29 protein-coding genes and 1 pseudogene are annotated in these 26,615 nt (G+C 63.7%); 21 read left to right on the forward strand and 9 right to left on the reverse strand.

Annotation, left to right across the window (positions count from 1 at the left end):
• The first annotated feature begins 126 nt into the window (after nt 1-126).
• The 7 genes and pseudogenes from BUS12_RS06385 (at nt 127) to BUS12_RS06415 (ending at nt 4,650) form a co-directional block, all read left to right on the forward strand.
• The gene (locus tag BUS12_RS06385; protein ID WP_074294783.1) at nt 127-885 is read left to right on the forward strand and encodes an SAM-dependent methyltransferase; all 759 of its coding nucleotides are present in this window, start codon (nt 127-129) and stop codon (nt 883-885) included.
• 53 nt (nt 886-938) lie between these two features.
• Nucleotides 939-1,385 (forward strand): annotated as a pseudogene (locus tag BUS12_RS39240) (TIGR02594 family protein); the annotation flags it as partial.
• Between the two features lie 93 nt (nt 1,386-1,478).
• Complete coding sequence (locus BUS12_RS39245; protein WP_290439570.1) at nt 1,479-1,865, forward strand: GNAT family N-acetyltransferase; 387 nt, start codon at nt 1,479-1,481, stop codon at nt 1,863-1,865.
• A 47-nt stretch (nt 1,866-1,912) separates the two neighbouring features.
• A complete protein-coding gene (locus BUS12_RS06400; RefSeq protein WP_074294784.1) occupies nt 1,913-2,815 on the forward strand; it encodes a hypothetical protein in 903 nt (300 codons plus the stop codon).
• A gap of 16 nt (nt 2,816-2,831) precedes the next feature.
• Entirely contained in the window at nt 2,832-3,377 is a 546-nt protein-coding gene (locus BUS12_RS06405; protein WP_074294786.1) for a GNAT family N-acetyltransferase, read from the forward strand.
• Between the two features lie 118 nt (nt 3,378-3,495).
• Nucleotides 3,496-4,185 carry a GIN domain-containing protein gene (locus BUS12_RS06410; protein WP_074294788.1) on the forward strand — a complete coding sequence of 230 codons (690 nt, stop codon included), beginning with the start codon at nt 3,496-3,498 and terminating at the stop codon, nt 4,183-4,185.
• A gap of 27 nt (nt 4,186-4,212) precedes the next feature.
• Entirely contained in the window at nt 4,213-4,650 is a 438-nt protein-coding gene (locus tag BUS12_RS06415; RefSeq protein WP_074294790.1) for an acetyltransferase, read from the forward strand.
• 36 nt (nt 4,651-4,686) lie between these two features.
• Here BUS12_RS06415 and BUS12_RS06420 read toward each other — a convergent pair whose 3' ends face one another.
• The gene (locus tag BUS12_RS06420; protein WP_074294792.1) at nt 4,687-5,133 is read right to left on the reverse strand and encodes a GNAT family N-acetyltransferase; all 447 of its coding nucleotides are present in this window, start codon (nt 5,131-5,133) and stop codon (nt 4,687-4,689) included.
• Nucleotides 5,134-5,402: 269 nt separating this feature from the next.
• Between BUS12_RS06420 and BUS12_RS06425 the strand changes: the two genes are divergently transcribed.
• Together BUS12_RS06425 and BUS12_RS06430 are read left to right on the forward strand one after the other, a co-directional pair.
• Complete coding sequence (locus BUS12_RS06425) at nt 5,403-7,553, forward strand: tetratricopeptide repeat protein (RefSeq protein ID WP_074294794.1); 2,151 nt, start codon at nt 5,403-5,405, stop codon at nt 7,551-7,553.
• A 121-nt stretch (nt 7,554-7,674) separates the two neighbouring features.
• Nucleotides 7,675-8,076 carry a VOC family protein gene (locus BUS12_RS06430; RefSeq protein ID WP_074297181.1) on the forward strand — a complete coding sequence of 134 codons (402 nt, stop codon included), beginning with the start codon at nt 7,675-7,677 and terminating at the stop codon, nt 8,074-8,076.
• 39 nt (nt 8,077-8,115) lie between these two features.
• On the opposite strand, the gene BUS12_RS06435 is transcribed toward BUS12_RS06430, so the two are convergent.
• A complete protein-coding gene (locus BUS12_RS06435; protein ID WP_074294796.1) occupies nt 8,116-8,841 on the reverse strand; it encodes a DeoR/GlpR family DNA-binding transcription regulator in 726 nt (241 codons plus the stop codon).
• A 265-nt stretch (nt 8,842-9,106) separates the two neighbouring features.
• On the opposite strand from BUS12_RS06435, the gene BUS12_RS06440 reads away from it, so the two are divergent.
• From BUS12_RS06440 to BUS12_RS06450, 3 genes are all read left to right on the forward strand, one after another.
• Nucleotides 9,107-9,538, forward strand: a complete 432-nt coding sequence (locus BUS12_RS06440; protein ID WP_074294798.1) for a DoxX family protein — start codon at nt 9,107-9,109, stop codon at nt 9,536-9,538.
• Nucleotides 9,539-9,628: 90 nt separating this feature from the next.
• Nucleotides 9,629-9,901 (forward strand): hypothetical protein, encoded by a 273-nt coding sequence (locus tag BUS12_RS06445; RefSeq protein ID WP_074294800.1) that lies wholly within the window; start codon nt 9,629-9,631, stop codon nt 9,899-9,901.
• 150 nt (nt 9,902-10,051) lie between these two features.
• Entirely contained in the window at nt 10,052-10,531 is a 480-nt protein-coding gene (locus tag BUS12_RS06450) for a DUF2501 domain-containing protein (RefSeq protein ID WP_074294801.1), read from the forward strand.
• An 82-nt stretch (nt 10,532-10,613) separates the two neighbouring features.
• Here BUS12_RS06450 and BUS12_RS06455 read toward each other — a convergent pair whose 3' ends face one another.
• Together BUS12_RS06455 and BUS12_RS06460 are read right to left on the reverse strand one after the other, a co-directional pair.
• Nucleotides 10,614-12,104, reverse strand: a complete 1,491-nt coding sequence (locus tag BUS12_RS06455; protein WP_083640271.1) for an MFS transporter — start codon at nt 12,102-12,104, stop codon at nt 10,614-10,616.
• A 98-nt stretch (nt 12,105-12,202) separates the two neighbouring features.
• Nucleotides 12,203-13,519 carry an MFS transporter gene (locus BUS12_RS06460; RefSeq protein ID WP_074294803.1) on the reverse strand — a complete coding sequence of 439 codons (1,317 nt, stop codon included), beginning with the start codon at nt 13,517-13,519 and terminating at the stop codon, nt 12,203-12,205.
• A 419-nt stretch (nt 13,520-13,938) separates the two neighbouring features.
• Between BUS12_RS06460 and BUS12_RS06465 the strand changes: the two genes are divergently transcribed.
• Nucleotides 13,939-14,658 (forward strand): response regulator transcription factor, encoded by a 720-nt coding sequence (locus BUS12_RS06465; protein WP_074294804.1) that lies wholly within the window; start codon nt 13,939-13,941, stop codon nt 14,656-14,658.
• A gap of 48 nt (nt 14,659-14,706) precedes the next feature.
• Here BUS12_RS06465 and BUS12_RS06470 read toward each other — a convergent pair whose 3' ends face one another.
• Complete coding sequence (locus tag BUS12_RS06470; RefSeq protein ID WP_074294805.1) at nt 14,707-15,612, reverse strand: dihydrodipicolinate synthase family protein; 906 nt, start codon at nt 15,610-15,612, stop codon at nt 14,707-14,709.
• A 198-nt stretch (nt 15,613-15,810) separates the two neighbouring features.
• On the opposite strand from BUS12_RS06470, the gene BUS12_RS06475 reads away from it, so the two are divergent.
• The 6 genes from BUS12_RS06475 (at nt 15,811) to BUS12_RS06500 (ending at nt 20,701) form a co-directional block, all read left to right on the forward strand.
• Complete coding sequence (locus tag BUS12_RS06475; protein WP_074294806.1) at nt 15,811-16,758, forward strand: 4-hydroxyproline epimerase; 948 nt, start codon at nt 15,811-15,813, stop codon at nt 16,756-16,758.
• The gene (locus tag BUS12_RS06480) at nt 16,755-17,882 is read left to right on the forward strand and encodes an NAD(P)/FAD-dependent oxidoreductase (protein WP_074294807.1); all 1,128 of its coding nucleotides are present in this window, start codon (nt 16,755-16,757) and stop codon (nt 17,880-17,882) included. The genes BUS12_RS06475 and BUS12_RS06480 overlap by 4 nt, the downstream gene beginning before the upstream one ends.
• Nucleotides 17,875-18,141, forward strand: a complete 267-nt coding sequence (locus tag BUS12_RS06485) for a (2Fe-2S)-binding protein (protein ID WP_074294808.1) — start codon at nt 17,875-17,877, stop codon at nt 18,139-18,141. Before BUS12_RS06480 ends, BUS12_RS06485 begins: the two co-directional genes overlap by 8 nt.
• Nucleotides 18,138-19,433, forward strand: a complete 1,296-nt coding sequence (locus BUS12_RS06490) for an FAD-dependent oxidoreductase (protein ID WP_074294809.1) — start codon at nt 18,138-18,140, stop codon at nt 19,431-19,433. The genes BUS12_RS06485 and BUS12_RS06490 overlap by 4 nt, the downstream gene beginning before the upstream one ends.
• An 81-nt stretch (nt 19,434-19,514) precedes the next feature.
• Nucleotides 19,515-20,282: an AraC family transcriptional regulator gene (locus tag BUS12_RS06495; protein ID WP_074297183.1), complete on the forward strand. Its 768-nt coding sequence runs from the start codon at nt 19,515-19,517 to the stop codon at nt 20,280-20,282.
• A gap of 83 nt (nt 20,283-20,365) precedes the next feature.
• Nucleotides 20,366-20,701 carry a hypothetical protein gene (locus BUS12_RS06500; RefSeq protein ID WP_074294810.1) on the forward strand — a complete coding sequence of 112 codons (336 nt, stop codon included), beginning with the start codon at nt 20,366-20,368 and terminating at the stop codon, nt 20,699-20,701.
• Nucleotides 20,702-20,761: 60 nt separating this feature from the next.
• On the opposite strand, the gene BUS12_RS06505 is transcribed toward BUS12_RS06500, so the two are convergent.
• The 4 genes from BUS12_RS06505 to BUS12_RS06520 form a co-directional block, all read right to left on the reverse strand.
• A complete protein-coding gene (locus BUS12_RS06505) occupies nt 20,762-21,022 on the reverse strand; it encodes a hypothetical protein (RefSeq protein ID WP_074294811.1) in 261 nt (86 codons plus the stop codon).
• Nucleotides 21,023-21,191: 169 nt separating this feature from the next.
• Nucleotides 21,192-21,524 carry a hypothetical protein gene (locus BUS12_RS06510; RefSeq protein WP_074294812.1) on the reverse strand — a complete coding sequence of 111 codons (333 nt, stop codon included), beginning with the start codon at nt 21,522-21,524 and terminating at the stop codon, nt 21,192-21,194.
• A gap of 282 nt (nt 21,525-21,806) precedes the next feature.
• Nucleotides 21,807-22,988: a porin gene (locus tag BUS12_RS06515; protein ID WP_074294815.1), complete on the reverse strand. Its 1,182-nt coding sequence runs from the start codon at nt 22,986-22,988 to the stop codon at nt 21,807-21,809.
• A gap of 131 nt (nt 22,989-23,119) precedes the next feature.
• On the reverse strand, nt 23,120-25,015 hold the full coding sequence (locus tag BUS12_RS06520; RefSeq protein ID WP_074294817.1) for a bifunctional sugar phosphate isomerase/epimerase/4-hydroxyphenylpyruvate dioxygenase family protein: 1,896 nt from the start codon (nt 25,013-25,015) through the stop codon (nt 23,120-23,122).
• A 237-nt stretch (nt 25,016-25,252) separates the two neighbouring features.
• Here BUS12_RS06520 and aroQ point away from each other — a divergent pair, with 237 nt between their 5' ends.
• Nucleotides 25,253-25,708 (forward strand): type II 3-dehydroquinate dehydratase, encoded by a 456-nt coding sequence (aroQ, locus tag BUS12_RS06525; RefSeq protein ID WP_074294819.1) that lies wholly within the window; start codon nt 25,253-25,255, stop codon nt 25,706-25,708.
• Nucleotides 25,705-26,574: a shikimate dehydrogenase gene (locus tag BUS12_RS06530; protein ID WP_083640272.1), complete on the forward strand. Its 870-nt coding sequence runs from the start codon at nt 25,705-25,707 to the stop codon at nt 26,572-26,574. Before aroQ ends, BUS12_RS06530 begins: the two co-directional genes overlap by 4 nt.
• Nucleotides 26,575-26,615: the final 41 nt, after the last annotated feature.

Below are 26,615 nucleotides of genomic sequence, written 5' to 3' on the forward strand. Positions count from 1 at the left end.
AGCAGATTTCTGCCTTACTATCTGTCGCCGCGAATTCCATTTAACGCATCGGAGGTCTGGATATGAAAGTTGTGTGCCACTCAGGTTTTATCCATCTTTCATCCCACCTCTCCATGCAATGGAATCATGTCCGGTACATCCGCAAATCCCTTTCGCTTCTCGACGATCGCGCATCGCGATCATCACTATCTCAGCCCGCTCTCGCCATCTAAGGCACAGCAACTCTTAGACAGTCTCGGCGACGGCTTGACCGCGCACGACGTCGTACTCGACGCAGGGTGCGGCAAGGCCGCCTTGTTGCGCGAACTGCTTGAACGATGTCCTGCGCGCGGCGTGGGCGTCGATATCAACGCGGCGTTTCTCGATCGCGCGCGCCTTGAATGGCGAGGCGCTAACGATCGTCTGCAGTTGTTCGACTGTCCGCTGCTGGAGCATCCCCGCGAGGCCGAGGCTTATGCCGCGGTGCTATGCGTCGGTTCGGTCCATGCGTTCGGTTCGTTCGACGCGTGTCTGCGAACCTGCTTCGACTGGCTCAAACCCGGTGGACGCCTGCTTGTCGCAGACGGGTATTGGAAACAGCCGCCGTCAAGCGGCTATCTCGAGGCGATCGACGGCACGCTTGATGAGTTCGCGACGCACGCGGACAATGCGGAGCGGGCACGGACCTGCGGATACGTGGTGCTGCGCACGACAACGAGCAACGATGACGAGTGGGACGATTACGAAGGCAAGTACTGCAACGCGATGATGCGCTACCTCGCCGACCATCCCGACGACCCCGAGGCCGAGGCCTTTAGCGTGCGCATGCAGAAGTGGCACATGGCGTACCTCAAGTGGGGACGCGCAACGCTAGGCTTTGGCTACTACCTCTTGATGAAACCTTAAGTCCGATTGGGGCGGCATGATTCAGCGGCCGCCCCAAAGTTGAACTGCACACTATGGACGATCCTCAATACAACATCGAATCAGTCAATGTCCCACCCTGGTTTGCCGTTGCACGGAGGGAAACCGGCATCGCGCAATATCCGCCAGGGCAGAGCAATCCGCGCATTACCGAGTACCACGAACACACGAATATTCGCGGCTACGACGACAAGGCCTCGTGGTGTTCGTCGTTCGTGAACTGGTGTTTAGCGCGGCTCGATATGCCAGGTACGGGTTCGGCGCTGGCCCGCTCCTGGCTCGAATGGGGCGAGCCGCTCGCGCAACCGGCTTTAGGATGCATTGCCGTGCTGTACCGCGACGAGCCGGAGAGCTGGAAGGGGCATGTTGGCTTCTTCCTGCGCGCCGATAGCGAATCGGTTTACCTGTTGGGCGGCAACCAGCTTGGCCAGGTCTGCGAGAACGCTTATCCGCGCGAATCGGTGCTGGGTTATCGCTGGCCTGTGGGTGGCGTCCGTCCGCAAGGCGATATTCAGGCAGCGTGCGAAGCCATCCTGCGCAGCGTGCCTGAATGGTTCGGCATTGAAGAAGCGTTAATGCAGTACGTCCGCGATACGGCCACGTTGCCCACCTTTGTGATGCGTCATGAATGCCGGATTATCGGCTTCTTGACGTTACGCGAACACTTCCCTCAAGCTTGGGAAATTCACTGCGTGGCGGTGCATGCCGAAGTGCGAGGCCAAGGTGTCGGCAAGAAGCTGTTGATGCACGTGGAATCCTGGCTCGCCGAACACGGCGCACGCTTCCTGCAAGTGAAGACCATCGCGGCGACGAGTCCCAATCCGCATTACGCCTTGACGCGCGGCTTTTATGAGCGGATGGGATTTGCTCCTGTCGAGGTGTTCCCCGAGCTTTGGTCGCCGAGCAATCCCTGCTTGCAGATGCTTAAGATCGTCAGCCGGCCGGCGGTTGGACGCACTTAAAGCGATGCCGCTTGAATGACGTGTTCTCTAATTGAGGAATCAGCACGATGACGATCGCAGACGAACTTGGCCTGTTGATGCAGAACCACGACGACGAGCCGCAAGCGGCAGCCGAAAAACTGCGCCAGCTAGCAGACCTTGCGTTACCCGCCGACCAGCTTGCGCGCTTCAGCTGGCTGTCGAATCACGTGGTCGGCGAATTGAACCAGCGCTGGCAGGAGGCTTACGAACTGATTGCCAAAGGCACCGCGAGCCACGAGTCGTTGCCGCTGGCGGTCTTGCGTAACGCGGCGGTGTCTGCGCATATCAGTGGAAATCTGCTGGCGGGCGTCGCGCTGGAGCGCCGGATGTCGAAGCTGGGTCTACGGGCCGAGCAGGCAACGACGGTCGTGCGCGCGGCGGCGATCAGCTTTCTGCTGACGCCTGGACGCGCGCTGGATGTCGCCGTGGCGCTGCAGGGTGTGGTGGAGGGTGTCGAACGCTGGAACGAATCGAGCGAGGCCGATGCGCTCGCAGCGCCCAGTCTCAACAATATCGTCTCGGCGCTGCTTGAGCAGGATGACGAAACGCTTGCCCATCCGCAGGTCCGCGAGGTGATGATCGAGGGCGCGTCCGCGGCGCGCGAGCTTTGGCAGCGCGCGGGCACATGGGTCAATCTGGAGCGGGCAGATTACCTCTGCGCGATGGTGTTCAATCGCCTGGGCGAGTTTGCCAAGGCACTGGAAGCGGCCGAGCGCGGCACGCATTTGATCGAGACCAACGGCAGCGAAGACGTCGACCGTGCCTTCCTGATGCTTGAGGCCGCTCAGGCACTGTTCGGCCTTGCACGGCAGAAAGAGGGCACCGCGTTGCTGCAGGAGGCAGCGGGTATTGCCGGGAGCTGGGACGACGCGTCGCTTCGGGACTGGTTTGCGGGCAAGGCCAAGCCGCTATACGGCCTGAGCGTCTAAACAAACCAAACACGCTATGCCATTCTTCGAACCCATTACGTTAAACACGCCGCGTCTGGTGCTGCGCCCGTTGCGCGAAGACGATGCGGCTGTGCTATTCGCGATGTACTCCGATCCGCAATTCATGCGCTATTGGTCATTCGCTCCCATGACCCAACTGGAACAGGCGCGCGAATATCTATCGCGTCTGATGACGGCGAGTGCATCCGGCAAGGACCTGGTGTGCGCCATCGACCTGCGTGAGACCGGGCAAATGATCGGCACTTGCACGCTCTTCAGTCTTTACGAACCTTCGTTGCGGGCGGAGATCGGCTTTGGCGTGTCCCGCGAGTTCTGGCGGCAAGGCTACACGCAGGAAGCGGTCCATACGTTGATCGGACATGCGTTCTCGACGCTGTCGCTGCGGCGCCTCGAAGCCGATATCGACCCGCGCAACAACGGGTCGGCGCGCGTGCTGGAACGCGCCGGCTTTGTCCGCGAAGGATTGCTTAGGGAGCGCTGGGTTGTCGGCGGCGAGGTGTCGGATACCGCGCTGTATGGTTTGTTGCGCAGCGATCGCTAGCGTTGCAAAGGACGCGATTTACTGGCGGGTTTGACGCCTCGCTGCGCTTAGGCGCATGATGCGCAACCAAAGCGGCCATGGGCCGCAATAGCGAGTTGAGACAAGGAGGCGAAAGACCATGAGCGTGTCCATCGTTCGAATTGCCGCGGCGGCGGCCTTTAGCGTGCTCGCAAGTGTGGCGGTGGCCCAGAGCAACGCCGGTGCGGTGATCCGCGTGTCGACGGATGCCAACGCCGCCTCGTCTGCCGATCAGACCGAAACGCGGCCAGCAGGCAAGTTTTCAGGCATTGAGCTGCGTGCGCCGGCTGAGGTGGTCTTCTCGATTGGCGCAAGCCCGTCGATCACGGTCTCCGGTCCGGCGAACCTGTTGCCGTTGCTGCTCACTTCCATCCACGACGACGTATTGACCATCGAGTTGAAGGAGCCGGTCGCGCTGGCGAGGGACCTCAAGGTCGTGATTACGAATCCGTCGCTGCGTGCGGTGAGTCTGCAGGGCTCGGGGTCGATGACGGCGTCGGGCATCCATGGCGATGCCTTGAACCTCAGCGTTTCCGGGTCCGGCTCGTTCGTGGCTTCCGGCCGCGTGAAGACGGTGAACGTGGCCATCCAGGGTTCGGGCGCGGTGGATGTCCACGCCGTCGAGGCGAACGCGTTGAACGCGAGCGTGCATGGATCGGGCGACCTGCGTGGCGATGCCTCAGTCTCGGCGATCGTCAATGTAGCCGGTTCGGGCGATGTTCGGATCAGCGGGAACCCGTCGACGCGAATCGTCAACCGTTCCGGTTCGGGGGACGTGCGTTTCGAGTAGCTGTTGAGGCGTTCGCTTATACCCATCATGACCATACGAAGCCGCATTCCCGCCGACAACTCGGCGCTGGTCGAAATCTGGCTGCGCTCTGTGCGAGCGACGCATACGTTTCTGCGCGAGCAGGATATCGAAGACCTCTATCCGCAAGTCAGAGACCTGTATCTGCCGGCGGTGGAAGTGTGGGTCTGTGAGAGTGCCGAGGGCCTCATTGCCGGTTTTATCGGCATGCATGAGGCACAGGTCGAAATGTTGTTTGTGGACCCCGAGCAGTTCGGGCGAGGTGTCGGTACAAGCCTGCTCGACCATGTGAGGCAGAAGCACGCCAGTCTCACCGTGGACGTCAACGAACAGAATCCGCGCGCGCATGAGTTCTATCGCCGCTACGGGTTCAAGGATGTGGGACGTTCCGCAACGGACTCCGCTGGCCGGCCGTTTCCGCTTGTGCATATGGCCTGGCAGTCTTAGGGCGGTGATTCGGACCGCCGTGCCGGCAAGCTCAGCTTAAAAGTCCCGTTGCAACTGAATGTCGCCGTCCTCGAGCACACCCACGCGACGAAAACCGAGCCTGGCATAGAGGCGGCCGGCCACTTCGTTGTCCGGCTTATGCATCGTATAGGCCAGTCGAGCGCCCATCGTTTCCATCTCGGCTAATGCGAGTGTCACCGCCTGGTAGCCAAGGCCTTTGCCTTGATGCGAAGCGGCGATCATCATGCGGAACAGCCAGAATGCTTCAGCCTGCTGATCGGTGTCGTCCTGGCAATACATCAGGAAGCCGGCCACTTCCTCATCCAGCAGAATCACTCGCGGCTGATAGTGCGGTTCGAATTTCGATTCCGCAATGGAGTAGACGTTAGGGGCGACATAGCCGCGCTGGCTTTCCGGCAATTCGAGCTTGGCGCAGGCGATCCAGTTGTCCTGCGTGACGGGGTGGAGCGTAAGTTGGGTCATTGTTATGGTTCCGATTTTCTTTGCGACGCGCTTCGGAGCTTAGCGTATCGCCGGGCGCAAGGCATCCCGATTGGGCGGGCCCATCCGATGAATAACGTGCGGCAACACGCTCATTTCGTCCCATCGCGCCGGCCTCAAGTGCCGTAACCTGCTTGTTGGGGCGCTCCCGTTGCATGAAGAGCGTGCCAATCACGCATCCGCACCGGACCCGATCAGGGAACAACTTTCCCCGAGCTTACAAGCGCCGACAATCGCGCCTACCACCATCCATGACTTCGGCATCGACGCTCGCGCCTCTCACCACGGCACCTCATCAGGTGGCGGTTTCGCTGTGCGGGGCCGGGAAGTTTGCCGAAGCCCTGGCCTTGCTTCAGCCCATACTCGATGCACGGGAAAGCGTCGCCGAACACTTGCTGGTCGAGACGCTGAATGTTGCCGCGGTCGCGGCGCTCGGCCTGAACCGCTGGGACGACGCGGAAAATTACTGGCGCCAGTCGATCGCGGTCAAACCCGATTTCGTCGATGCGTACAACAACCTCGGCATCCTGCTCAAAGGTCTAAACCGCCTGCTCGAAGCGGAAGCGATGTTTCGCAGCGTCGCGGCCATCCGGCCCGATCAGGCTCAGGCCTACAACAATCTCGGCGCGGTGCTGTACAGCCTCAAGCGTTTGCATGACGCAGAAGCGGCCTACCGGCAGGCCATTGCCATCCGCTCCGATTACGCGGAGGCTCACTACAACCTGGGCATCGTGCTCTACGATCATCGCCGTCTGCATGAGGCGGAAAGCGCTTACCGGCAATCGCTTGCAGTGCGGCCCGACTGCGCCGAGGCGCATAACAATCTGGGTAATGTGCTCAGAGAACTCGGCCGTCTTGCCGAGGCGGAGCAGACTTACCGCCAGGCGTTGACCGTGCGGCCGCAATATCCCGAGGCCCTCAATAACCTCGGCAGTGTGCTGAAGATTTCAAAGCGCTTGCCCGAAGCGGAACTGGCTTGCCGCCTGGCGGTGACGATTCGCCCGAATTACAGCGACGCGCACAACAACCACGGCAGCGTGCTGGCCGACCTCGAGCGCTTGCCCGAAGCCGAAGCGGCCTACCGGCAGGCACTCGCATTGCGTCCCGACTACGCTGAGGCGTACTACAACCTGGGCATCGTGCTGCACAAACTGGAGCGGCTGGCCGAGGCTGAGGCCGCGTATCGCGAGGCACTGCGCATCAATCCGGGAGGCGTCGAAGCTCACAACAACCTGGGCAGTGTGCTGCAGGTCCAGGAGCGCTGGCAGGAAGCGGCCGCCGCTTATCAGCAGGCGCTCGCGCTACGTCCCGATCTTGTCGAGGCGCTCTATAACCTGGGCAACGTGCTGAAGGAGCTCAACCGTTTGCCCGAGGCCGAGGCGGCTTACCGGCAAGCCATCGCCATCCGCGCGGACTATCCTGACGCGACGTTCGCGCTTGCGACTTTGCTGATCAGTACCGGCGAGTTCGAAGAAGGCTGGCGACTCTACGAATCACGCTACAAGAAGACCGACTTTATCTATCACAAGACGCCAAGGCTGTTGCCCTGTGCGCAGTGGCATGGCGATGCATTGGCGGGCAAGTCGCTGCTGGTCTGGCAAGAGGACGGTCTTGGCGACATGCTGCAGTTCGGCCGTTATCTGCCGTTGCTCAAGGCGCAGGGCGCCACGCATATTACGGTGGCCTGTCTGGCGCCGCTGCGCCGCTTGTTGGCGGCGGTGGAGGGCGTGGATGCGGTCGTCGATCACCAGGGGGCCGTGGACCGCGCTTCGGGCTTCGATTGCTGGACCAGCCTGTTGAGTGCGCCGCTGCATCTGCGCACGACGCTGGAGACGATTCCGCCCGTCGAACCGGTGAGACTTGCGGAGCCTGTCGTCGAACAGTGGCGCGCTCGGCTCGCGACGCTGCCCGCAGGACGCAGGATCGGGCTGGTGTGGAAGGGCAATCCGCAACACCACAACGACGCCAACCGTTCGCTGCCCTCGCTGACTGCGGTGGCGCCGCTGTGGAGCGTGCCGGATCTGCAATTCGTGAGTCTGCAAAAAGGTCAGGGCGAAGAAGAGGGCCAGTCGCCGCCGGCTGCTCAGCCGTTGCTGCATCTCGGCTCGGAGACGACGGACCTGGTCGACACCGCGGCGATCGTCGCGCAGCTCGATCTGGTGATTTGCGTCGATACCTCCGTCGCTCATCTGGCTGCCTCAATGGGCAAGCCTTGCTGGGTCATGCTGCCGAGCCAGGGCCTCGACTGGCGCTGGATGCACACGCGCAGCGACTCGCCGTGGTATCCGGATACGCTGCGGCTGTTCCGACGCGCGGCGGACGAGGACTGGTCGTCGGTGATCGAACGGGTGCGTGAGGCGTGTGTGGCGGCGTTCGCTACGTCGCTCGCTGCGCAGACCTGAGAACGCGTTTGGCCCGAGCGTGGTATTTTGCCTGGGTGGCATACGGTTGGCGTTGCCGGCGCATCGGCCGGTGCGACAGATGCCCGTCCCCAACGCGATCTGCACAACACTCTCGACGATCATGAGCTTCTCGATAGACAGCATCGACCACATCGTTCTGAACGTAGCGGATGTGGAAGCCAGTGCCGAATGGTATGTGCGTGTGCTGGGCATGCAACGCATCGATTTCGATTCGCGCACCGGCGTGCGGGTCGCCGTGCATTTCGGCGTCCACAAGATCAATCTGCGGCCGAAGGATGCGGATACGGTGGCGTGGTTCACCGGCGCGGCGCCGGTACCGGGCAGTGCGGATCTCTGCTTCGTGACTCAGGCGAGTCCGGAGTCAGTCAAGGCGCATTGGCTCGCGCAAGGTGTCGCGATCGAAGCGGGCCCAACTGCGCGATCCGGCGCACGTGGCCCGATGACCTCGGTCTATTGCCGCGACCCGGATGGCAATCTGATCGAGGTGGCTACGTATCCTTGAGACGCGGCAAGTGCCGTTTCGCGGCCACGGCCCCAACGCTCACTTGCGCTGGCGCAACTCCTGGCCTTTCTCGGTGATGATCGAATCGAAATCGTCGACCTGCGAGAAACGGACGGCTTTGACCGCGCCGAACTTGCTGGTATCGACTACCAGATGCCGTTCGACGGCGCTCGCCATGGCCGCCTGCTTGAGCGCGACCTCATGGAAATTCCAGCAGGTGACACCACGCGCCTGGTCCACCCCACCCGCCGAAATGAAGGCCTTGTTGATGCCCATCCGGCGCAGCATTTCGATGCTCTCTTCCCCCGCGAACGAATCCGATGACGGCACGTAGACCCCGCCGAGCAGGATCATGCGTACGTTGGGCTTGCGCCGCAGGATTTCCGCGACGTTCAGCGAATAGCAGACCACGGTGACATGCCGCTCGGCGGGAATCAGCCGGGCCAGTGTGGTGAGCGTGGTGCCGCAATCGATGAAGAGCGTTTCGTTGTCGGCGATGAGCTTGGCGGCGAATGCCGAGGCCTCGGCCTTGGCTTGCGCGAAGTGATCTTTTTCCTGCTCCAGCGAATAGCCGGCGGTGTTCGGCACATCCGTCGCGCTGACGATGTAGCCGCCGAGATAAGTGAACTGCCCCGGACTCGCGGCGACGTCGCGGCGCACTGTCATTTCCGACACCCCGAGCAGCGCGGCCGCGTCGCGCAGACGCATCACGTTTTGTCTCGCCAGCGCATCGGCGAGCGCGCGAAGGCGATCAGTTTTCAGCATGGAAGTCCTGGGGCCCGTGACGCAAAGCTGCGTTATATTTCGTTCGAAATCGTGAAAGGATTATAACAAGAGCGGCCGGGCGCGGCGAGCAATTGAAAGCGCGATTCCGGGCGTCCTGCAGGGAAGAATTCTCCTTGTAAGTGCCTGCCGTAGCGCGTATTCGCTTGGAAAAGCGAGTCAATGGACATATTCTGACAGTCAACCTCCGGGAACTGACAGCGCGCAGCCCGGTCTTCTGCTTATTCATTTACAGGAGCCCTCTCTCATGACGCGTCCCGTCGATTCCGGCGTTATTTTCCTCGCACGTCTTGCGCTGGCCGTGTTGTTCTTATGGGGCGGTGTGATGAAACTGCTGGGATACGCAGGCTTCGTCGGGTATCTGCACTCCAAAGGCGTGCCATTCGTGCAGGTGGCGGCGCCGCTCGCCACCGCGGTCGAAGCGCTCGGCGGACTGTGTCTGGTGGTCGGTTTCAAGATTCGCCCGCTTGCGCTCATTCTGGCGGTGTACACGGTGGCCACCGCCGTCCTCGGACACGATTTCTGGAACGTCACCGATGCGGCCGTCCAGCACGACATGGTGATCCACTTCTGGAAAAACATCGGCATTGCGGGTGGTTTCCTGCTGCTGTTCGTGACGGGTGCGGGCCGGATCAGCATCGACGGGGCGCGTGCGCCGCGCGGCGGTTTGGGTCGGTGATTCAGCGCGGGTGCCGTGGCACCGGAATTGCGTGGGGAAGGCGTGGGCCGGCAAGTCTCTTCGATTCGGATAGTCAGCAAGGAGCCAACAATGATTCAAAGTTTTGAGCAAACGATCGGCGGCAATGTCATGCAGTTTTGCGCGAGCCTCGGCGAAGGGCCGACGCCGCATCGCGTGATTATCAGCCGGGCCGATTCGGCGGAAACGCTGGTGATCCTCGATGCCTCCGGCTTCCTCAGCACGATCAAGGCAGAGATCGAAGAGCCGGAGAAGCTGATTGCCGACGCGATCCGCAAGGTGGAAAACGAAGGGTTGATCCAGCGCGCACTGGATTCCGGGGAGATTCAGGAAACCTCGCTATAGCGTTGAAAGTGCACTGTGATGAAAAGGACAACTGCGCAATTGCCTGAAGTGCAAAATCAGTGGGAAACCAATGATTTCCGCACTATTGTGTCCTGTAGGGTTGTCAAAAAATATTGAACAACTGGAAGCGGCGACCCACAGGAGGAATCTATGAAAGCACGCATGCACTGCGTTGTAGCTGCGGCAACGCTTATTGGACTGTCGATCCCGCTTCCCGCAGCTTATGCTCAACTCGGCAATCTGCTTAACCAGGGGAGCAGCAACGGTTCCTCACCGAGCCTCGGTGGCTTGACCGGGGGCGGTTCGTCGGGAGGCCTGGGCGACCTTGGCAGTGCGTTGTCAGGGGGCTCGGTGACGTCCGGCAGCAGCAGCAATGTCGCCGGTGTGCTGCAGTTCTGCATCAAGAACAACTACCTGGGCGGCAACAGCGCGTCGTCGGTCAAGGATTCGCTGATGAGCAAGCTGCCGGGCGGCGCGTCGAATTCCAGCAGCGGCTATACCGATGGCGCCAACGGCGTGGTCGACACAGGCAGCGGCCAGAAGCTGAGCCTTGGCGGCGATGGCGTCAAGCAGCAACTCACCAAGCAGATCTGCGACAAGATCCTCGATCAAGGCAAGTCGATGCTTTAAGCATCGCCGGCCCAAATTCTGCGAGCGTCGCGGTTACCCGCACGGTCATCTTCATGGCCGCAAACAAACACCACACGGCGGCTCAACCGCGCCCGGCGCCATGCACCGGGCGCAAGGGCGGTTTCTTCCTGTCATCCGGTTCCTGAGCGTGCGGCTGCGGATGGACGAGGCACGCCAGCGCCAGCGCAGTGAGTAGCAAGCCCGCGGAAATCGCGGTGGCCGCTTGCATGCCGAACACAATGTGCGCGGCGCCCGCTCCGCTCACCAGCGCGCCGAAGGCCGCGACGCCCACTGCGCCGCCCGCTTGCCGCGCGGTGTTGAGGACCGCTGACGCAGTGCCGGCGCGCTGCTTCTCAACCGACGCGAGCACGGCGGTCGTCATGGCCGGCACCGCGAGGCCCATGCCCGAAGGAATCAGCAGGAACGGCAGCAACAGCCCGATAAGCGGTGTCGTTGCGCCCACGAGATGCAGCAAGCCATAACCCAGCGCCGCGATCAGCGCGCCGCAGATCATCGGCACGCGCGCGCCGTAGTGCCCCACGACCCAGCCGCTGAGTACGTTCGAGACCAGAAAGCCACCGGTCAGCGGCAGGAATGCGAGCCCCGCCTGCAGCGGCGTGTAACCGCGCACCCGTTGCAGATACAGGCTCAGCACGAACACCATGCCGTAGTAGGTCAGGTTCACGCAGATGCCGAACAGGACCGCCGCGCTGAAGGTGCGCTTGCGGAACAGCGAGAGCGGCAGCATCGGTGCGGCCACGCGCGATTCGATGGTGACGAAGGCGATGGCGGCGATGAGTGCGAGGACAAAGCCGCCTGCGACGAGCGGATGGCTCAGGCCGAGCGGTCGCCATTCGATGACCGCGCCGGTAAAGGCAGTCAATGTGACGACGGCAAGGGACTGGCCGGGCAGGTCGATGCTGCGCGGCGGCACCGCGGGTTGCGAGGCCTGGGCCGACGGTTGTGCCGACGCTTGCGCCGGCTTGGCGTTCGGCCCCGGCACCCATGCGAAGGTCGCGAACAGGCCCGCGGCGCACAGGGGCAGGTTGACCAGAAAGATGCTGCGCCAGCCGAAGCCCGCAATCAACAAGCCGCCAACCACCGGGCCCGCTGCGATAGAGATGGCGCCCGCCGCGGTCCACAGACCCACTGCACGCGCCCGCAGCTTCGGATCGTGCCCGCAGGCCTGATTGAGCAGCGCGAGCGAGTTGGGCAGCATCGCGGCGGCGCCGATGCCCTGCACCGCGCGTGCGGCGACGAGCATGACGTCGTCGAACGCGAGTCCGCAGGCGAGCGATGCGAGCGCAAAGATCACGATGCCGGCGGCGTACATGCGGCGCGCGCCGAGCCGGTCGCCGAGCACACCGGCCGACAGCATCAGGACCGCGAAAGCCAGCGCGTAAGCGTCGACGATCCATTGCAGGCCTGCGACGCTCGCATGCAGGTCGGTGCTGATGTTCGCGAGTGCGATATTGACGATTGTCACGTCGAGTTGCGTGACGACGAACCCGACGCTGACCGTTCCGACAATCAGGGCGATGGCGCGGGTGAAGGGGGCGGTGGGGGTATTCATGAGACACATCGTAACGCCGCGCGGCACGCGACGTTTCGGTGTGACATGAAGTATCGATGTATCGCCGCGGGTGAGCCGGCGCCGCGCCTAAGCCAGCCTCAGCGGCTCGACGAAGGCTCCTGAGGCGCATCCTTGATGAAAAAGGTGGTCACCGCGCCGAGCACGCACACTGCGCCCACATAGAGCGCCGGCGCCATCGGATTCGATTTCATCATCAGCGAAACGACGATTGGCGTGAGGCCGCCGAACACCGCATACGCGACGTTATACGAGAACGAGATGCCCGAGAAACGCACGGCGGCCGGAAACGCCTTGACCATCACAAATGGCACGGCGCCGATCACGCCGACGAGAAACCCCGTCACGGCGTAGAGCGGCAGCAGTTTGGACGGATCGACGGCGAGCTGCGCGAACATCACGTAGTACGACGCCGCCAGCGCCAGACCGCCGATAAACAGCGTGCGTCCCGCGCCGATCCTGCCGGCAATCGAACCCGCCACGACGCAACCGAGCGTCAGGCACAGCGTCGCCACGCCGTTGGCGAGCAGGGCGGTGGCCGGTGCGATATGAAACTGCTTTTGCAGCAGCGTGGGCGTCATCAGGATCACGACGACGATCGCCGCCGACAGCATCCACGTCAGCAGCATCGACACGACGACGGCGCGGCCGTGGTCGCGCAGCACCGCCTTCAAGGGGATTTCCGCGGCAAGCGACTTGCGTTGCTTGAGTTCGGCGAACACCGGCGTCTCATGCAGCCAGCGGCGCAGGTAGACCGAGAACAGGCCGAACACGCCGCCCAGCAGGAACGGGATCCGCCACGCGTAGCCGGTGATGTCCGCGGGCGCAAAGTGGCGGTTCACGCCCGAGGCGACCAGCGAGCCGAGCAGGATGCCGGCTGTCAGACCCGCCGTCAGCGTGCCGCAGGCATAACCGATATGGCGCTGCGGCACGTGTTCCGACACGAACACCCACGCGCCCGGCACTTCGCCGCCCACCGCGGCGCCTTGCAGCACACGCAGCACCAGCAGCAGCACCGGCGCGAGCAGGCCGATGCTGGCGTAAGTGGGCAGCAGGCCCATCAGCAGCGTCGGCACTGACATCAGCAGCACGCTCAGCGTGAACATGCGCTTGCGGCCGAGCAGGTCGCCGAAGTGCGCCATGATGATCCCGCCGAGCGGGCGCGCCAGGTAGCCCGCCGCGAAGATGCCGAAGGTCTGCAACTGGCGCAGCCAGTCGGGGATCGCTTGCGGGAAGAACAGTTGTCCGATCGCCGGGGCGAAGAACACGAAGATGATGAAGTCGTAGAACTCCAGCGCGCCGCCAAGTGCGGCGAGGCCCAGGGTTTTGTAGTCGCTTGGGCCAAGGGTGCGTGGGGTGACAGCCTGTTGTGCTCCACCCAGATTTGTTGCTTGCATTGCTCTGTCGTTTTATTGAATAGGAAGCCACGCGCGCTGCGTGGAATGCGGCGGTTGTCGGGCGAGAAGTGTGGGGGCGCTGGGTAGAGCACGGGACACGGGCGCGTCTGCCGGGATACGACAGGCGCGATGACAACGTTGGCCGGCCGGCGATTTTACAGGATGAAAGGGATTGGCCGCTGGAAGTGCTTAATTCGATTGAACAAGTTGGTCGGCGGGGCGCGGCTCATTGGGACGTCACGACGCTTTTCTGACGGTCCCAGGCAGCCTCGCGCACGTAATGCGGAATACATACGTCGGAACGCAAGACAGCTCTGTCGGACGACGCCGATCGGCGGCTAAATTAGGACTGCTCCTATGGGCTGGCGGTCATGCGACTCACAGAATCGCGTCCGATCTATCAGTTGAGAGCCACCCTCATGCGTATTGCCATCCTTCAGCGCGACCCCTTGCAGCGCCAGTCGATCGAAAAGACTCTGGTGCAGGCGGGCCACACCTGCGTGACTTATGACGACGGCCTGAACATGTCGAGGGTTCTCGCGCGTTCCACCGTCGACCTGCTCGTGCTGGACTGGCACGGCGTGCGCCTGTCCGGCGTCGACGTGCTGAAATCGGTGCGGGCCGTGGGCGGCGACCGGCTGCCGGTCGTCTTCGCGTCAAAAGAAAGTACCGAGGAGGCGGCCGTGCGCGCGTTCGCAGCCGGCGCTGACGATTACGTGTCGTTGCCGTTGCGCCCGGCCGAGTTCCGCGAGCGCGTCGCCGCGCTGCTGCGGCGCGCTTACCCGGACCGCCACAGTGTGGCGAGCTTCGACGCCGGGCCGTATCACTTCGACGGCCGTCGCCAGCTCGTCATGTTGCGCGGCGAGCCGGTGAATCTGTCGGGCACGCAGTATCGGCTGGCGTCGCTGTTCTTCGCCAACATCGGCCGCGTGCTGTCGCGCGATCATATCTTCGCGATGGTTTGGGGCCGCGAATTCCGCGAGTTCACGCGCACCATCGACAGCCATGTGTCGCGTCTGCGTCTCCTGCTCGAAATCGATCAGGACAGCGGCTTTCGTCTGCAACCGGTCTACAAGAGTGGCTACCGCTTGCTGAATCTGCGGCACGCCGATGCGCAGATCGAGAAAGCGGCGGCCTGATCGAACGGCGCCGCCGGCTGCTGATGCAGCTTCGGACGCCACTGCCGCTCAGAGCGTCGGCAAGGCCGGCCGTGTTTCGAGCGAGCGGCGAATCAAGGCTTCGACCGCCTTGCGTTCATCGCCGGCGAGCGGCAGGCGCGGCGGCCGCACCGGTTCCGTGCCGAGTCCTACCATCGCTTCGGCCAGCTTGATGTTCTGCACCAGCTTTGCCGACACGTCGAGCGAGAGCAGCGGCGCAAACCAGCGGTAAATCGCCCGGGCTTCTTCGAGGCGTCCTGCCTTGAGCAGCTTGTAGATCGCCACCGTCTCATGCGGGAACGCGCAGACGAGGCCGGCTACCCAGCCGTGTGCGCCCATCAGGATCGCTTCCATCGCGAGGTTGTCCACGCCGCACAGGATCGCGTAGCGGTCGCCCACGGCGTTGATCAGATCCGTGACGCGCCGCACGTCGCCGCACGACTCCTTGATCGCGACAATCTTCTTCTCGTCGGCAATCTCGGCAAACATCTCCGGCGTCATGTCGACGCCATACGCGAGCGGATTGTTGTAGATCATCAGCGGCAATGCGCTGGCGTTCGCCACGCTGCGGAAATGATGCAGCGTCTCGCGCCGGTCCGACAGGTAGCGCAGGCCCGGCAAGACCATATAGCCGGCCGCGCCGCGCTTCGCGCCCGCTTCGGCCTGGCGGCAGCCGTCGAGCGTGCTGTTTTCGGCGATCGTCAGGAGCACCGGCACCCGGCCGCGAGAGGCGTCCACGGCGATGTCGAGCACCTCGAGCTTTTCGTCGAGCGAGAGGGTCGAGGCTTCGCCGAGCGAGCCGCACACAATAATCCCATCCACCCCCGCGTCGATCTGCGCTTCGATGTTCTTCTTCGTCCACGCCCGGTCTATGCTGAAATCCGCGTTGAACTTGGTGGTGACCGCGGGCAATACGCCTTCCCAGATATGTGCCACGACTTCTCTCCTGAGTGTGATGAGTTGACCGCAGTGTAAGCAGGGAAAAAGCTGCCGTCTTGCGCGATTCGCGCGTGCCGGATGACGATTTCAGCATAGGCGCCGGCGGCGCGCAGCATCAGAGACTATGCTGAAATCGTCATGATCCACGCATAATGACGCCAAGACCGGCCGAGTCGGCATTTCTAAGATAGCAGCATGAAAACCTTGAACGTGATTGATTCGCACACCGGCGGTGAACCGACCCGCCTGGTTGTGTCCGGCGGACCCGATCTCGGCAACGGGACGCTGGCCGAACGGCTCGACGTATTCCGCACCCGCTTCGACGACTGGCGCGCCGGCATCGTCACGGAGCCGCGCGGCTCGGACGTCGTGGTGGGCGCGTTGCTATGCGAGCCGGACGCGGCGGATTGCGCGGCCGGCGTGATCTTCTTCAACAACGTCGGCTACCTCGGCATGTGCGGACACGGCACGATCGGACTGGTGGTGTCGCTGGCGCATATGGGGCGCATCGGACCCGGTCAGCATCGGATCGAAACGCCGGTGGGCATCGTCGAGGCCACGCTCAATGCGGACGGCAGCGTCGCTGTGCGCAACGTGCCGGCTTACCGGTATCGCCAGGCGGTGAGCGTCGAGGTGCCCGGTTACGGCGTGTTGACCGGCGATATCGCCTGGGGCGGCAACTGGTTTTTCCTCGTCGCCGAGCACGGCCGCACGCTCGAAGCGCGTCACATTGCCGAGTTGACCACCTTCAGTTCGGCGATTCGCGATGCGCTGATTGCACAACACATCACCGGCGCGGACGGCGCGCTGATCGACCATATCGAATTGTTCGAGGCGGGTTCGCGCGAAGGGATCGACAGCCGCAGCTTCGTGCTGTGTCCGGGCAACGCCTACGACCGTTCGCCGTGCGGCACCGGCACCAGCGCGAAGGTGGCGTGCCTCGCCGCCGACGGCAAGCTCGCCGAGGGCGCGGTGTGGCGGCAGGAAAGCATCATCGGCAGCGTGTTCGAGGCTACGTATCGGAGCAGCGGTGACGGTGCGACCGTGGTGCCGACGATCACCGGCTACGCGCATATCATGGCGGAAGGGCGCCTGTGTTTCGACGAGCGCGATCCGTTTGCATGGGGTCTGCGTACGGCATGACGGCAGATGCGGTGATCGTCGGCGCGGGGATTGTCGGTGCGGCCTGCGCGGCGGAGCTGGCCGCGCGCGGCATGCAGGTCGAGGTGCTCGATAGCCATGGCATCGGGGGCGGCGCGACGGCCGCGGGCATGGGGCACATCGTCGTGATGAACGACTCGCCCGCGGAGTTTGCGCTGAGCGCGTATTCGCGCGACCTGTGGCTCGAACTCGCGCCGCAACTGCGCAAGCGCGACGCGTTCTCGCGCTGCGGCACGCTTTGGGTCGCCGCCGACGACGAAGAGTGGCAAGCCGCACGTGCCATGCACGACGCGTTTGCGGCACGTGGAGTGGCCGCACAGTTGCTCGATAGCGCGGCGTTGCGCGCCTGCGAACCGGCGCTCGCGCCCGACATGGTGGGCGGCCTGCGGATCGAACACGACAGCATCGTGTACGCGCCGACCGTCGCCGAATGGTTGCTCACGCAAGCGCCGCACGCCGCGAATATCCGCGTGCGGCTCGACACGGAAGTCGCCGCCGTCGACGCCCATGGCGTGACGCTCGCCCATGGCGAGCGCAAGCACGCCGCTCATGTGATCGTGGCGAACGGCATTGGCGCGCAGAAGCTGGTGCCGTCGCTGCCGTTGCAGCCGAAGAAGGGCCATCTGCTGATCACGGACCGCTATCCCGGCCTGATTCGCCATCAACTGCTTGAGCTCGGCTACATCAAAAGCGCCCATCATGCGGTGGGCACCTCCGTGGCGTTCAACGCGCAGCCGAGGCCGACCGGCCAGGTGCTGATCGGCTCGTCGCGCCAGTTCGACACCACCGATCCCGCCGTCGACATGCCCGTGCTCGCGCAGATGCTGCAGCGTGCCGCGCGCTATCTGCCGGCCTTGCCGACGCTCAACGGCATTCGCGCCTGGACCGGCTTCCGGGCGGCGACGCCGGATGGCCTGCCGCTGATCGGCCGCATGGGCGGCGCCGCGCAGGACTTGTGGGTGGCGGTGGGGCACGAGGGACTCGGTGTTACCACTTCGTTGGCGACGGCAAAACTGCTCGCGGCGCAGATCACCGGCGACGCGCCGGCGATCTCGCTCGCGCCGTATTTGCCGCAACGTTTCGCGCAGGGAGGCGGTCATGTCTAGTCGCGTCGTCGAGCGGGTTCGCGTGACGATCGACGCACGCACGGTGGAGGTCGAGGCCGGCACCCTGGTGGTGGCCGCGCTCGCCATAGCGGGTTTGCACGGCACGCGCACCTCCGTGAGCGGTCAACCGCGCGCGGCCTTGTGCGGGATGGGCGTCTGCCAGGAATGCCGCGTCACCATCGACGGCCGGACGCACGCGCTCGCGTGTCAGACGGTCTGTCGCGATGGTCAGATCATTCAGACGACGGAGCCCGCGTGAATCGGCACTATGACGTGGTGGTGGTGGGCGCGGGCCCGGCCGGGTTGAACGCAGCGCGTACGGCGGCGCAGGCGGGCGCAGAGGTCGCCGTGTTCGACGACAACCCGCGCGTCGGCGGACAGGTCTGGCGGCAAGGCCCAGGGCACGCGCCGCAGGCGCCGCTGCGCGAGGTACACGAGGCGCTGACAGGTCATCCGAATGTGACGGTTTTCTCTTCGGTGCGGGTGATCGCGCCGCTGCCCCCACACGCGTTATTGCTGGAATCGGCGGCCGAGCAGGGCGGCATGTGCGTCAGTTACGGCCAACTGATCCTCGCGACCGGCGCGCGCGAACGTCTGCTGCCGTTCGCCGGCTGGACGCTGCCAGGCGTGACCGGAGCGGGTGCACTGCAGGCGTTGATCAAAGGCGGCACACCGGTGCGCGGCGAGCGCGTCGTGATTGCGGGCAGCGGCCCGTTGCTGCTTGCTTCGCTCGCCACGGCTCGGGCCGCGGGCGCCCAGGTGGTGGCGGTGGTCGAGCAGGCCTCGGCGTTGGCGCTGGCGCGTTTCGCCGCTTCGCTGCTGGCGACGCCCTCCAAGCTGCTGCAGGCCGCGCAATTGACGCGTGGGTTCGCAGGGCTGCGCTACCTGAGCGGCAGCGTGGTGCGCGAAGCACGCGGTGCAGGCCGGGTTGAACAGGTGACGATCCAGCGCGGCGAACGCGAGATCACGCTTGACTGCGATCGCATCGCGTGTGGCTACGGCCTCGTGCCCAATATCACGCTCGCGCAGGCGCTGGGTTGTGCGCTCGACGTGCGCGGCGCGGTCCGCATCGACGATCTGCAGCGGACTTCCGTGCAGGGCGTGCTCGCCGCCGGTGAATGCACGGGTATTGGCGGGATGGAGTTGGCGCGCGTCGAAGGCGAGATTGCGGGTTATGTGGCAAGCGGCGCGCTGCCGGATCTGGGCGCCCGGCCAGATTTGCGCGCGCAACGCTCGCGTTGGCAACGCTTCGCTCAGCGCGTGGACGATGCGTTCACCTTGAGCGAGGCGGCCCGCGCGCTCCCGCCCGACGACACCTTGCTATGCCGCTGCGAAGACGTGACGCTCGGCGAAGTGCGAACTCATGCCGAATGGCGCGACGCCAAGCTGCACACGCGCTGCGGGATGGGCGCGTGCCAGGGGCGCATCTGCGGCACGGCTGCCGGCACGTATTTCGGCTGGCAGACGGCGCAGCCACGTCCGCCGTTTCATCCGGCGCAGATCGGCACGTTGATGGCTGCGTGCGAGCAGGACCTGGCTTCGACGGATTGAGGCGCACATTTTTTCACCGCATCGCGCGGCCCTATAATCAAGCGCACAAGACCACCGCACCGGATGCACGGGACACGCAAGATGAACACGCTGGCTCACCCGCTCGACCCAGCCGATGCCACGCTAAGCGGCATGCTCTCGCATTTCACGCTGCTCGAACCTGTCTTCGACGCGATGCCGGACGTCGTGTTTTTCGTCAAGGACGCGCAGGCGCGCTACGCGCTGGTGAACCGCACGCTGGCCTCGCGCTGCGGCTACAAGGACAAGACGGCGCTGCTCGGCAAGACCGCCGAGGATGTGTTCCCGCGCCGCTTCGGGCGCATCTACACCGCGCAGGACATCGCGATCATCAATGTCGGCAACCAGATGGTCGATCAGCTGGAGCTGCATCTTTACCCCGGGCGGCAACCGGGCTGGTGTCTCACCTGCAAGCAGCCGCTGCGCGATCCGGCGGGGCGGGTGGTGGGGCTGGCGGGCATCTCGCGCGATCTGAAAGCGGACGAGGGCAGCCATCCCGCGTACAGCCGGCTCGCCGCGGTTGTGCAGTACATTCAGGACAATTACGTGCAGCCGCTGAATCTGAAACAGCTTGCGGCGATGGCGGACATGTCGGTGGCGCAGCTCGAACGGTATTTCCACAAGGTGTTTCATCTGACGCCGCGTCAGGTGCTGCTGAAAACGCGGCTCGATGCGGCCACCGCCCTGCTGGTGTCGCACGACAAGGTCACGGATGTGGCCGCGTTGTGCGGCTATACCGATCACAGCGCGTTCACGCGGCAGTTCAAGGCGACGGTCGGCATCACGCCCACCGAATACCGCATGCTGCTGCATGGGACCGCGCATGGCTGATCCAGCCGCGACGCGCGACTGCTGCATGAGCGCATAAAAGCTGCTATACAGCCGGTTCAACGTTGATTTGTCGCCCGCATCGCATGGCCCGCCGTCGTCCGAGTCACCACTACTACGTCTATGTCGTCGCGTTGTCGGACACGGTCTGGAACGAGGCGCGTTTTCGCCGTTCGAACCCGGACTACCGGTTCGAGCGGCCATGCGTGTATGTGGGTATGACGGGGTTGGACCCGGACCTGCGTTTCGACCGTCACAAGGCGGATATCCAGGCGAATCGCTACGTGCGCGATTACGGCCTGCGCCTGATGCCTGAGCTGTATGAGGTGTTCAATCCGATGCCCTACGACGGCGCGCGAGACATGGAAGTCGAACTGGCGATTGGACTGCGTGAAGCGGGTTACGCGGTGTGGCAGGCTTAGAAACGTAGCGCCCTTGAGCCGTCACGGCGGTGCAACAGAAAAGCTGATGAAAGCCCGCTGTTAGCGGATGCCCAGTCCACGCAGGACGGCATTTCCTTCTTGCGTCAGACGAATGCTCGGTGCACCGGCTTCGGTGGCGACCGTCTCGACGAGGCCTGCCTCGTGGAGCATGGGAATTTCGGGTTTGGCGAACGCATCGATCGGCGCATGCAGCAACAGCAGCAGCGTGGCGAGTTCGTGATGGCTCAATAGCCGACGCAGCATGGTCGGGCGCTTGGCCGGCGCCGTGGCATCGTTTGCGTCGCGAGTCGTTTTGTACATGGTATGTACCTCCTGCTTTTTCATTGTCCGGTGGATCATGGGGCCCAAGTCTTAAACCATTCTTAAGACTCGGGCCTGAAGCGGCAGGTTCGCGGTGTTTCGATCCGGTATTGATTACCGGCTCTTACGGTACGGCAGGTTACGAAGCGGTTACTGAACGGTTTCGAAACTATTGCGGCGCGCAGATTTTGCTCGCGCCTTCGATCCACAGGTTGTCCACGTGGCGCTTGCCGGCGTAGAAACGGTAGGTGGTGGCGCCATTGTCGGCGCGGATCTTGACGACGTTCGAATCGCCGAAATCGAGCATTTGACCTTCCGGCAGCGGCGTGGTCTCGAACGTGGCGTTGTGTTTGGCCGCTTGCTGCGTCATGCAGGCCACCACATCGCCGACGGGGCGCTGCGTGTTGCCGTCGACCACGGGTTCGCCCGAATCCGGGTTCTGGAAATACGCGCATGCGCTGAGAAGCAGGGGAACGGACAGGACTACGGCAAACTTCTTCATAGGTCTCCAGATGGGTTCGGTCCCTGCGGCCCGCGAATCCGGCGCCGAACGGATCCAGGTGCTGAAAGCGCGCTGTACGGTGCGACCCGCTCGGGGCGGCCGGCAGTGGACGGCAGATCAGGCGTCATTATATCGGCGCAACAAGCGTGCCTCGGCCGAAGGGGAGACGCTGCCGCATTGGAGACGGCAGTAAAGCCGTGGAGGAGGCGGGAGCGCCGCTACCGGCGCGCACAGATGCGACGCCGGCAGCGGGCGGATGAAGCAGGCAACAACTTCCGCTGCTTAGAACAAAACGGCAATACCCAACATGCCGACGAACTGCGCATTGGTCGACGACGGCGTCGAATTCTGCGAGTCGCCAACGGCCGGTGTGGCATCGACGATATCCCCGGCGCCCTTCGCGCCGAGCGTCTGACCGTTCGCCCGCTGGTAAGCCTCCACCGCATACAGCGTGGTGCGCTTGGAGAGGTGATAGGCCTGTTTCAGCGAGTACTGCTGATAGCGCGCCGCACTGGTGATGCCGTTGGCTTGCGACGCCATCGTGTACGAGAACGCGCCCGCGATATCGAAGGCCGGGCTGAAGCGATAGGTGGCGAGTGCTGCGTAGGTGTTGAAGATCGCGGTGTCGCGGAAGATGGAATGGCTGCCCGCCACGTACTGAACGTTGGTGTACGTCAGACCCATCATCAGGCTGCCGATCGTATAGTCCGCGGCCGCGGCGATGTGCTGAAGCGCCTTCGCCGACACATACCCGGTATTGAGCGACGAGGTGCCGAAACTGCCCGTCGAGGCGGGATCGAAGCCCGTGGTCTGCTGCGCGTTGTCCATGCGCAGATAACCCGCGGCGAGATTCACCGGACCGGTTGCATAACGCACCCCTGCGCTGATGGTCTGGCCTTTGCCGGTGCTGCCGGCAATGCCGCCCAATGCGTACATGCCGCCTGCTTGCAGGCCGTTCCAGTTCGGCGTGTTGTAGATCAGCGAATTGTTGATGCGGATCGTGGTGTCGAGACCGTCGATGTCGCCCGGATGCGCGCCCGTTGCGCCGGTCAGCCAGTTGCTCGAGGCGAGCGGCCCGACGAACTGGTAGTACGTGGTGTACTGGCGGCCCATCGTGAACGTGCCGTAGAGCGGGTTTTGCGCGCCGATATACGCCTGGCGGTTGAAGATCTGCGTGGACGACGACAGCGCACCCGTGTTCGGATCGAAGCCGTTCTGCAAGTCGAAAACGATCGTGGTGCCGCCGCCAATGTCTTCAACGCCGCGCAGGCCCCATTTCGATGCATACAGGTTGCCCTGCCGCAGATACACGTTGGACGCACCCTTCTGGTTATTGGCGTAGACGATCGCGTCGTCTACCGCGCCGTACAGCGTCACGCTGCTTTGCGCGAAGGCCGGGCTGGCGAGCAAGGTTGCGCTGGCCGTAAATGCGAGTTTTCTCAATGTGCCGCTTGTGTGTTTCATCTACAGTCTCCTTCGTTGTCCATAAGATCGCCGGATAAATCATTGAGTTTTTACGCGGGCCCTTCGGGCGGCCCGTCGCTTTTGAAACGCTAAATCAACGTCTGGGTGAATCGGTCAAACCACGTCACGGCTTAGTTGAAGTCGTGCTTGCGATGCTGCGCCTGCGCGGCGAGGCGCACCGCGGCGTTCCCAGCGCCGTAGCCGTCATAGCCGCCGCGCCGTTCCACGATTTCGAGGAAAAAGCGCTGGTCGAGTTGCTCGGTGTAGGCGTGGAAAAACTCACCGCCTTTTTCGTCGCGGTCGTACAGGATGTTGCCGGCGCACAGCGCTTCGATCGTTTCGTCGGGCAGCGCATAGCGGGCCGCGAGATCGTCGTAGTAGTTGCGCGGAATGCGCAGGATCGGCAGGCCGGCGGCGACGAATTGCGGAATCGCTGCGAAGATGTCGCCGGTGCGGAACGCCACGTGGTTCAGTCCCGAGCCGCGATAGGCATGCAGCGCCTCCGCCACGGCCGTGTGCCGGTCCACCGAGGCGTTCAGCGCGATGCGCACCGAGCCGTCGCGGCTGCGCAGCGCGCGGCTGCGCACCAGCCCGTACGGGTCCGGCACCAGCCAGCTCGGCTCCGCGTCGAAGCCGAAGGCCGTGCGGAAGAACAGCACCCACGTGTCGAGCGAATCCGCGGGCAAGGACAGAACCACGTGATCGATGTTCGTCAGCAGCGCGGGTTCAGTGGGGGCGTTGCTGTTGTCGAGGAGGAAATCGGCTTCGAACAGCGTCGGTTCGTCGGGGGTCTCGTCGACGAAATAGTTGAGGCTGCCGTCCGGTGCGCGCACGGCCGGCAACACGCGTTCGTTGGGTCCGACCTGGCCTGAGAACGGCGTATAGCCGAAGCCCGCCGCGCGCTCGAAGGCCAGCCTGGCGTCGTCGACGCGCAGCGCCGACGCGCACAACGACAGCCCGTGTTGCTGGAAGAACGCACTGGCGAACGAATCCGCTTCGGCGTTCAGTACGAGCGAGGCGGCGCCGTGCTGATAGAGCGTGACGTCTTTCGAACGATGCCGCCCGGCGCGCCGGAATCCCAGCTTGCCGAGCCAGTCGGCGAGTTGCCTGCGCGCCGCGTCGTCGACGGCGAATTCGAGGAACTGAAAACCGATGTGCGCCGGAGCGGGCGACGGCTGATAAAGCTCGCGGGCCGGCCGGCCTTGCTGGATCAGTTTGCTACGCGTCTGCTCTTCGAGAAACAGCAAGGAGCGATGGCCGTCCGCCGCCGTCGCGGCGGTGGGCGCAGCGCGAAAGCCGTCGTTGAAAATCTCGAGCGAGAGCGGACCCTGGTAGCCGCTTTCCACCACACGGGCGGTGAAGCCGGCGACGTCGAAATCGCCCTGGCCCGGAAAGCAGCGGTAATGGCGGCTCCATTCGAGCACGTCCATGGCCAGCTTCGGCGCATCGGCGATCTGCACGAAGGTAATCCGCTCGCCGGGAATCGCCGCGATTTCATCTACCGGATCGCCGATCGACAGCGTATGGAAGCTATCGAGCACGATGCCGAGGTTCGGATGATTGACCGCATTCACCAGCCGCCATGCGTGCCGGTACGAATTCACATGGCGTCCCCATGCAAGCGCCTCGTAACCGGCGATCACACCCGCTTGCTCCGCAGCCCTGGCCAGTGCGCCCAACTGATCGACGATCAGCGCGTCGTCGCGCAGCGTATCCGGCGACACGTTGCTGCACACGAGGATGCGGTCGGTGCCCAGTTCATGCATCAGATCGAACTTGCGCTTCACGCGGTCGAGATTGCGCGCGAGCCGCTCGGCGCTGACGCCCTCGAAGTCGCGAAACGGCTGGAACAGCATGATCTTCAGGCCGAGATCGGCCGCGATGCGGCGCACGTCGGCCGGCGAGCCGTCGAAATACAGCAGATCGTTCTCGAAGATCTCGACGCCGTCGAAGCCTGCCGCCTGAATCGCGGTCAGCTTTTCTACCAGTGTTCCACTAATCGAAACGGTGGCAATCGATCGTTGCATGAACGGCTCCTGCGGCAAGAAATGGACCAATCTGTTACTTCTCGGCTCCGAACCAAGGGCCAATATCTGCCAGATTAGTTCGATTTTTCGACAGTCTATACAAACTAACTAGATCGTACAAATTAGCACAAACCCCAAAAGACCGGACCGCGGATCTGGCGCACACTAGTGCCACAGTGGGGAAGAACAGCCGTGCCGGCTGCGCGCCCCGCGCCTGAATCTTATGGAGTGGCTGCAATGAGTTTCGCCTCGGTGCTGGTCCTGAACGGACCCAATCTCAACCTGCTCGGCACGCGCGAGCCGGCCATTTACGGCTCGGAAACGCTCGACGACGTCGCGCGCCTGTGCCGCGATGCAGCAGAACGGCTCGATCTCGCGGTCGATTTCTGTCAGTCGAACGCCGAGCATCAGTTGATCGACTGGCTGCACGCGGCCCGTACCAAGGTGGACGGTGTGGTCATCAATCCCGCTGCCTACACGCACACGTCCGTGGCCATTGCGGATGCGTTGAGCGCGATCGACAAGCCGGTGATCGAAGTGCACATTTCGAACGTGCATCGCCGCGAAGCGTTCCGGCACCACTCGTATGTGTCGGCGATTGCCGAAGCGGTGATCATCGGCTGCGGCACGCAGGGCTATGTACTGGCGTTGGAGCGCATGGCGACCCTGCTGAAATCGAGGGCCGCGAAATGAGCCGGCCTGCTGATCGACAATCGTATCTGGTCGGGCTGATCGGCTCCGGCATCGGCGGCTCGCTTACGCCGGCCATGCACGAGCAGGAGGGCAGTCAACTCGGGCTCAATTACGTGTATCGCCGCATCGATCTGGAAGCGCTCAAGCTCGATGCCGCCGCGTTGCCGGACATCCTGGTCGCCGCCGAACGGATGGGCTACAACGGCCTGAACGTCACGTATCCGTGCAAGCAGCAGATCATTCCTTTGCTCGACGAACTGTCCGACGACGCGCGCGCCCTGGGCGCCGTCAACACGGTGCTGCTGAAAGACGGCAAGCGCATTGGCCACAACACCGACTGGTCGGGTTTCGCGCGAGCCTTCCAGCGCGGCTTGCCGGACGTGGCGCTCGAACGCGTGGTGCAGTTGGGTGCCGGCGGCGCGGGCGCGGCGGTGGCTCACGCGGCGCTGATGATGGGCGCGCAGACGCTGACGCTGTTCGATGTCGACGCGTCCCGCGCGCGCCTTCTTGCCGACGAACTGCAGCAGCGTTTTCCCGCTTCCACGGTGAGGGCAGGCGAGTCGCTCGCCGACGCACTCGCAGAGGCTAACGGCCTGATTCACGCGACTCCCACCGGCATGGCCAAGCTGCCTGGTATGCCGTTGCCCGCGGCGTTGTTGCACAGCGGCCTGTGGGTGGCCGACATCGTCTACTTCCCGATCCGCACGGCCTTGCTGCAAGCCGCCGAGGCGGCCGGTTGCCGCACGCTGAGCGGCGGCGGCATGGCGGTGTTCCAGGCGGTCGACGCCTTTCGTATTTTCACCGGACTGGAGCCCGATGCGGAGCGGATGTCCGCGCACTTCCAGTCGCTGTTGCCGCGTGAGTAGACCTGCTGTGCAGCACATCCAATAACAGATGGAGGAGACAG

It is taken from the genome of Paraburkholderia phenazinium (assembly GCF_900142845.1).
Taxonomy (GTDB): Bacteria; Pseudomonadota; Gammaproteobacteria; order Burkholderiales; family Burkholderiaceae; genus Paraburkholderia; species Paraburkholderia phenazinium_A.

Excerpts from the sequence above, each read along its gene's own strand:
- BUS12_RS06515 (WP_074294815.1), bottom strand. The coding sequence starts at position 22,988 with ATGAAACACACAAGCGGCACATTGAGAAAACTCGCATTTACGGCCAGC.
- BUS12_RS06385 (WP_074294783.1), top strand. The coding sequence starts at position 127 with ATGTCCGGTACATCCGCAAATCCCTTTCGCTTCTCGACGATCGCGCAT.
- BUS12_RS06520 (WP_074294817.1), bottom strand. The coding sequence starts at position 25,015 with ATGCAACGATCGATTGCCACCGTTTCGATTAGTGGAACACTGGTAGAA.
- BUS12_RS06500 (WP_074294810.1), top strand. The coding sequence starts at position 20,366 with ATGGCCCGCCGTCGTCCGAGTCACCACTACTACGTCTATGTCGTCGCG.
- BUS12_RS06480 (WP_074294807.1), top strand. The coding sequence starts at position 16,755 with ATGACGGCAGATGCGGTGATCGTCGGCGCGGGGATTGTCGGTGCGGCC.
- BUS12_RS06430 (WP_074297181.1), top strand. The coding sequence starts at position 7,675 with ATGAGCTTCTCGATAGACAGCATCGACCACATCGTTCTGAACGTAGCG.
- BUS12_RS06460 (WP_074294803.1), bottom strand. The coding sequence starts at position 13,519 with ATGCAAGCAACAAATCTGGGTGGAGCACAACAGGCTGTCACCCCACGC.
- BUS12_RS06475 (WP_074294806.1), top strand. The coding sequence starts at position 15,811 with ATGAAAACCTTGAACGTGATTGATTCGCACACCGGCGGTGAACCGACC.
- BUS12_RS06485 (WP_074294808.1), top strand. The coding sequence starts at position 17,875 with ATGTCTAGTCGCGTCGTCGAGCGGGTTCGCGTGACGATCGACGCACGC.
- BUS12_RS06465 (WP_074294804.1), top strand. The coding sequence starts at position 13,939 with ATGCGTATTGCCATCCTTCAGCGCGACCCCTTGCAGCGCCAGTCGATC.
- BUS12_RS06530 (WP_083640272.1), top strand. The coding sequence starts at position 25,705 with ATGAGCCGGCCTGCTGATCGACAATCGTATCTGGTCGGGCTGATCGGC.
- BUS12_RS06440 (WP_074294798.1), top strand. The coding sequence starts at position 9,107 with ATGACGCGTCCCGTCGATTCCGGCGTTATTTTCCTCGCACGTCTTGCG.
- BUS12_RS39245 (WP_290439570.1), top strand. The coding sequence starts at position 1,479 with ATGCAGTACGTCCGCGATACGGCCACGTTGCCCACCTTTGTGATGCGT.
- BUS12_RS06510 (WP_074294812.1), bottom strand. The coding sequence starts at position 21,524 with ATGAAGAAGTTTGCCGTAGTCCTGTCCGTTCCCCTGCTTCTCAGCGCA.
- aroQ (WP_074294819.1), top strand. The coding sequence starts at position 25,253 with ATGAGTTTCGCCTCGGTGCTGGTCCTGAACGGACCCAATCTCAACCTG.
- BUS12_RS06495 (WP_074297183.1), top strand. The coding sequence starts at position 19,515 with ATGAACACGCTGGCTCACCCGCTCGACCCAGCCGATGCCACGCTAAGC.
- BUS12_RS06410 (WP_074294788.1), top strand. The coding sequence starts at position 3,496 with ATGAGCGTGTCCATCGTTCGAATTGCCGCGGCGGCGGCCTTTAGCGTG.
- BUS12_RS06420 (WP_074294792.1), bottom strand. The coding sequence starts at position 5,133 with ATGACCCAACTTACGCTCCACCCCGTCACGCAGGACAACTGGATCGCC.
- BUS12_RS06450 (WP_074294801.1), top strand. The coding sequence starts at position 10,052 with ATGAAAGCACGCATGCACTGCGTTGTAGCTGCGGCAACGCTTATTGGA.
- BUS12_RS06445 (WP_074294800.1), top strand. The coding sequence starts at position 9,629 with ATGATTCAAAGTTTTGAGCAAACGATCGGCGGCAATGTCATGCAGTTT.
- BUS12_RS06425 (WP_074294794.1), top strand. The coding sequence starts at position 5,403 with ATGACTTCGGCATCGACGCTCGCGCCTCTCACCACGGCACCTCATCAG.
- BUS12_RS06435 (WP_074294796.1), bottom strand. The coding sequence starts at position 8,841 with ATGCTGAAAACTGATCGCCTTCGCGCGCTCGCCGATGCGCTGGCGAGA.
- BUS12_RS06405 (WP_074294786.1), top strand. The coding sequence starts at position 2,832 with ATGCCATTCTTCGAACCCATTACGTTAAACACGCCGCGTCTGGTGCTG.
- BUS12_RS06455 (WP_083640271.1), bottom strand. The coding sequence starts at position 12,104 with ATGAATACCCCCACCGCCCCCTTCACCCGCGCCATCGCCCTGATTGTC.
- BUS12_RS06415 (WP_074294790.1), top strand. The coding sequence starts at position 4,213 with ATGACCATACGAAGCCGCATTCCCGCCGACAACTCGGCGCTGGTCGAA.
- BUS12_RS06400 (WP_074294784.1), top strand. The coding sequence starts at position 1,913 with ATGACGATCGCAGACGAACTTGGCCTGTTGATGCAGAACCACGACGAC.
- BUS12_RS06505 (WP_074294811.1), bottom strand. The coding sequence starts at position 21,022 with ATGTACAAAACGACTCGCGACGCAAACGATGCCACGGCGCCGGCCAAG.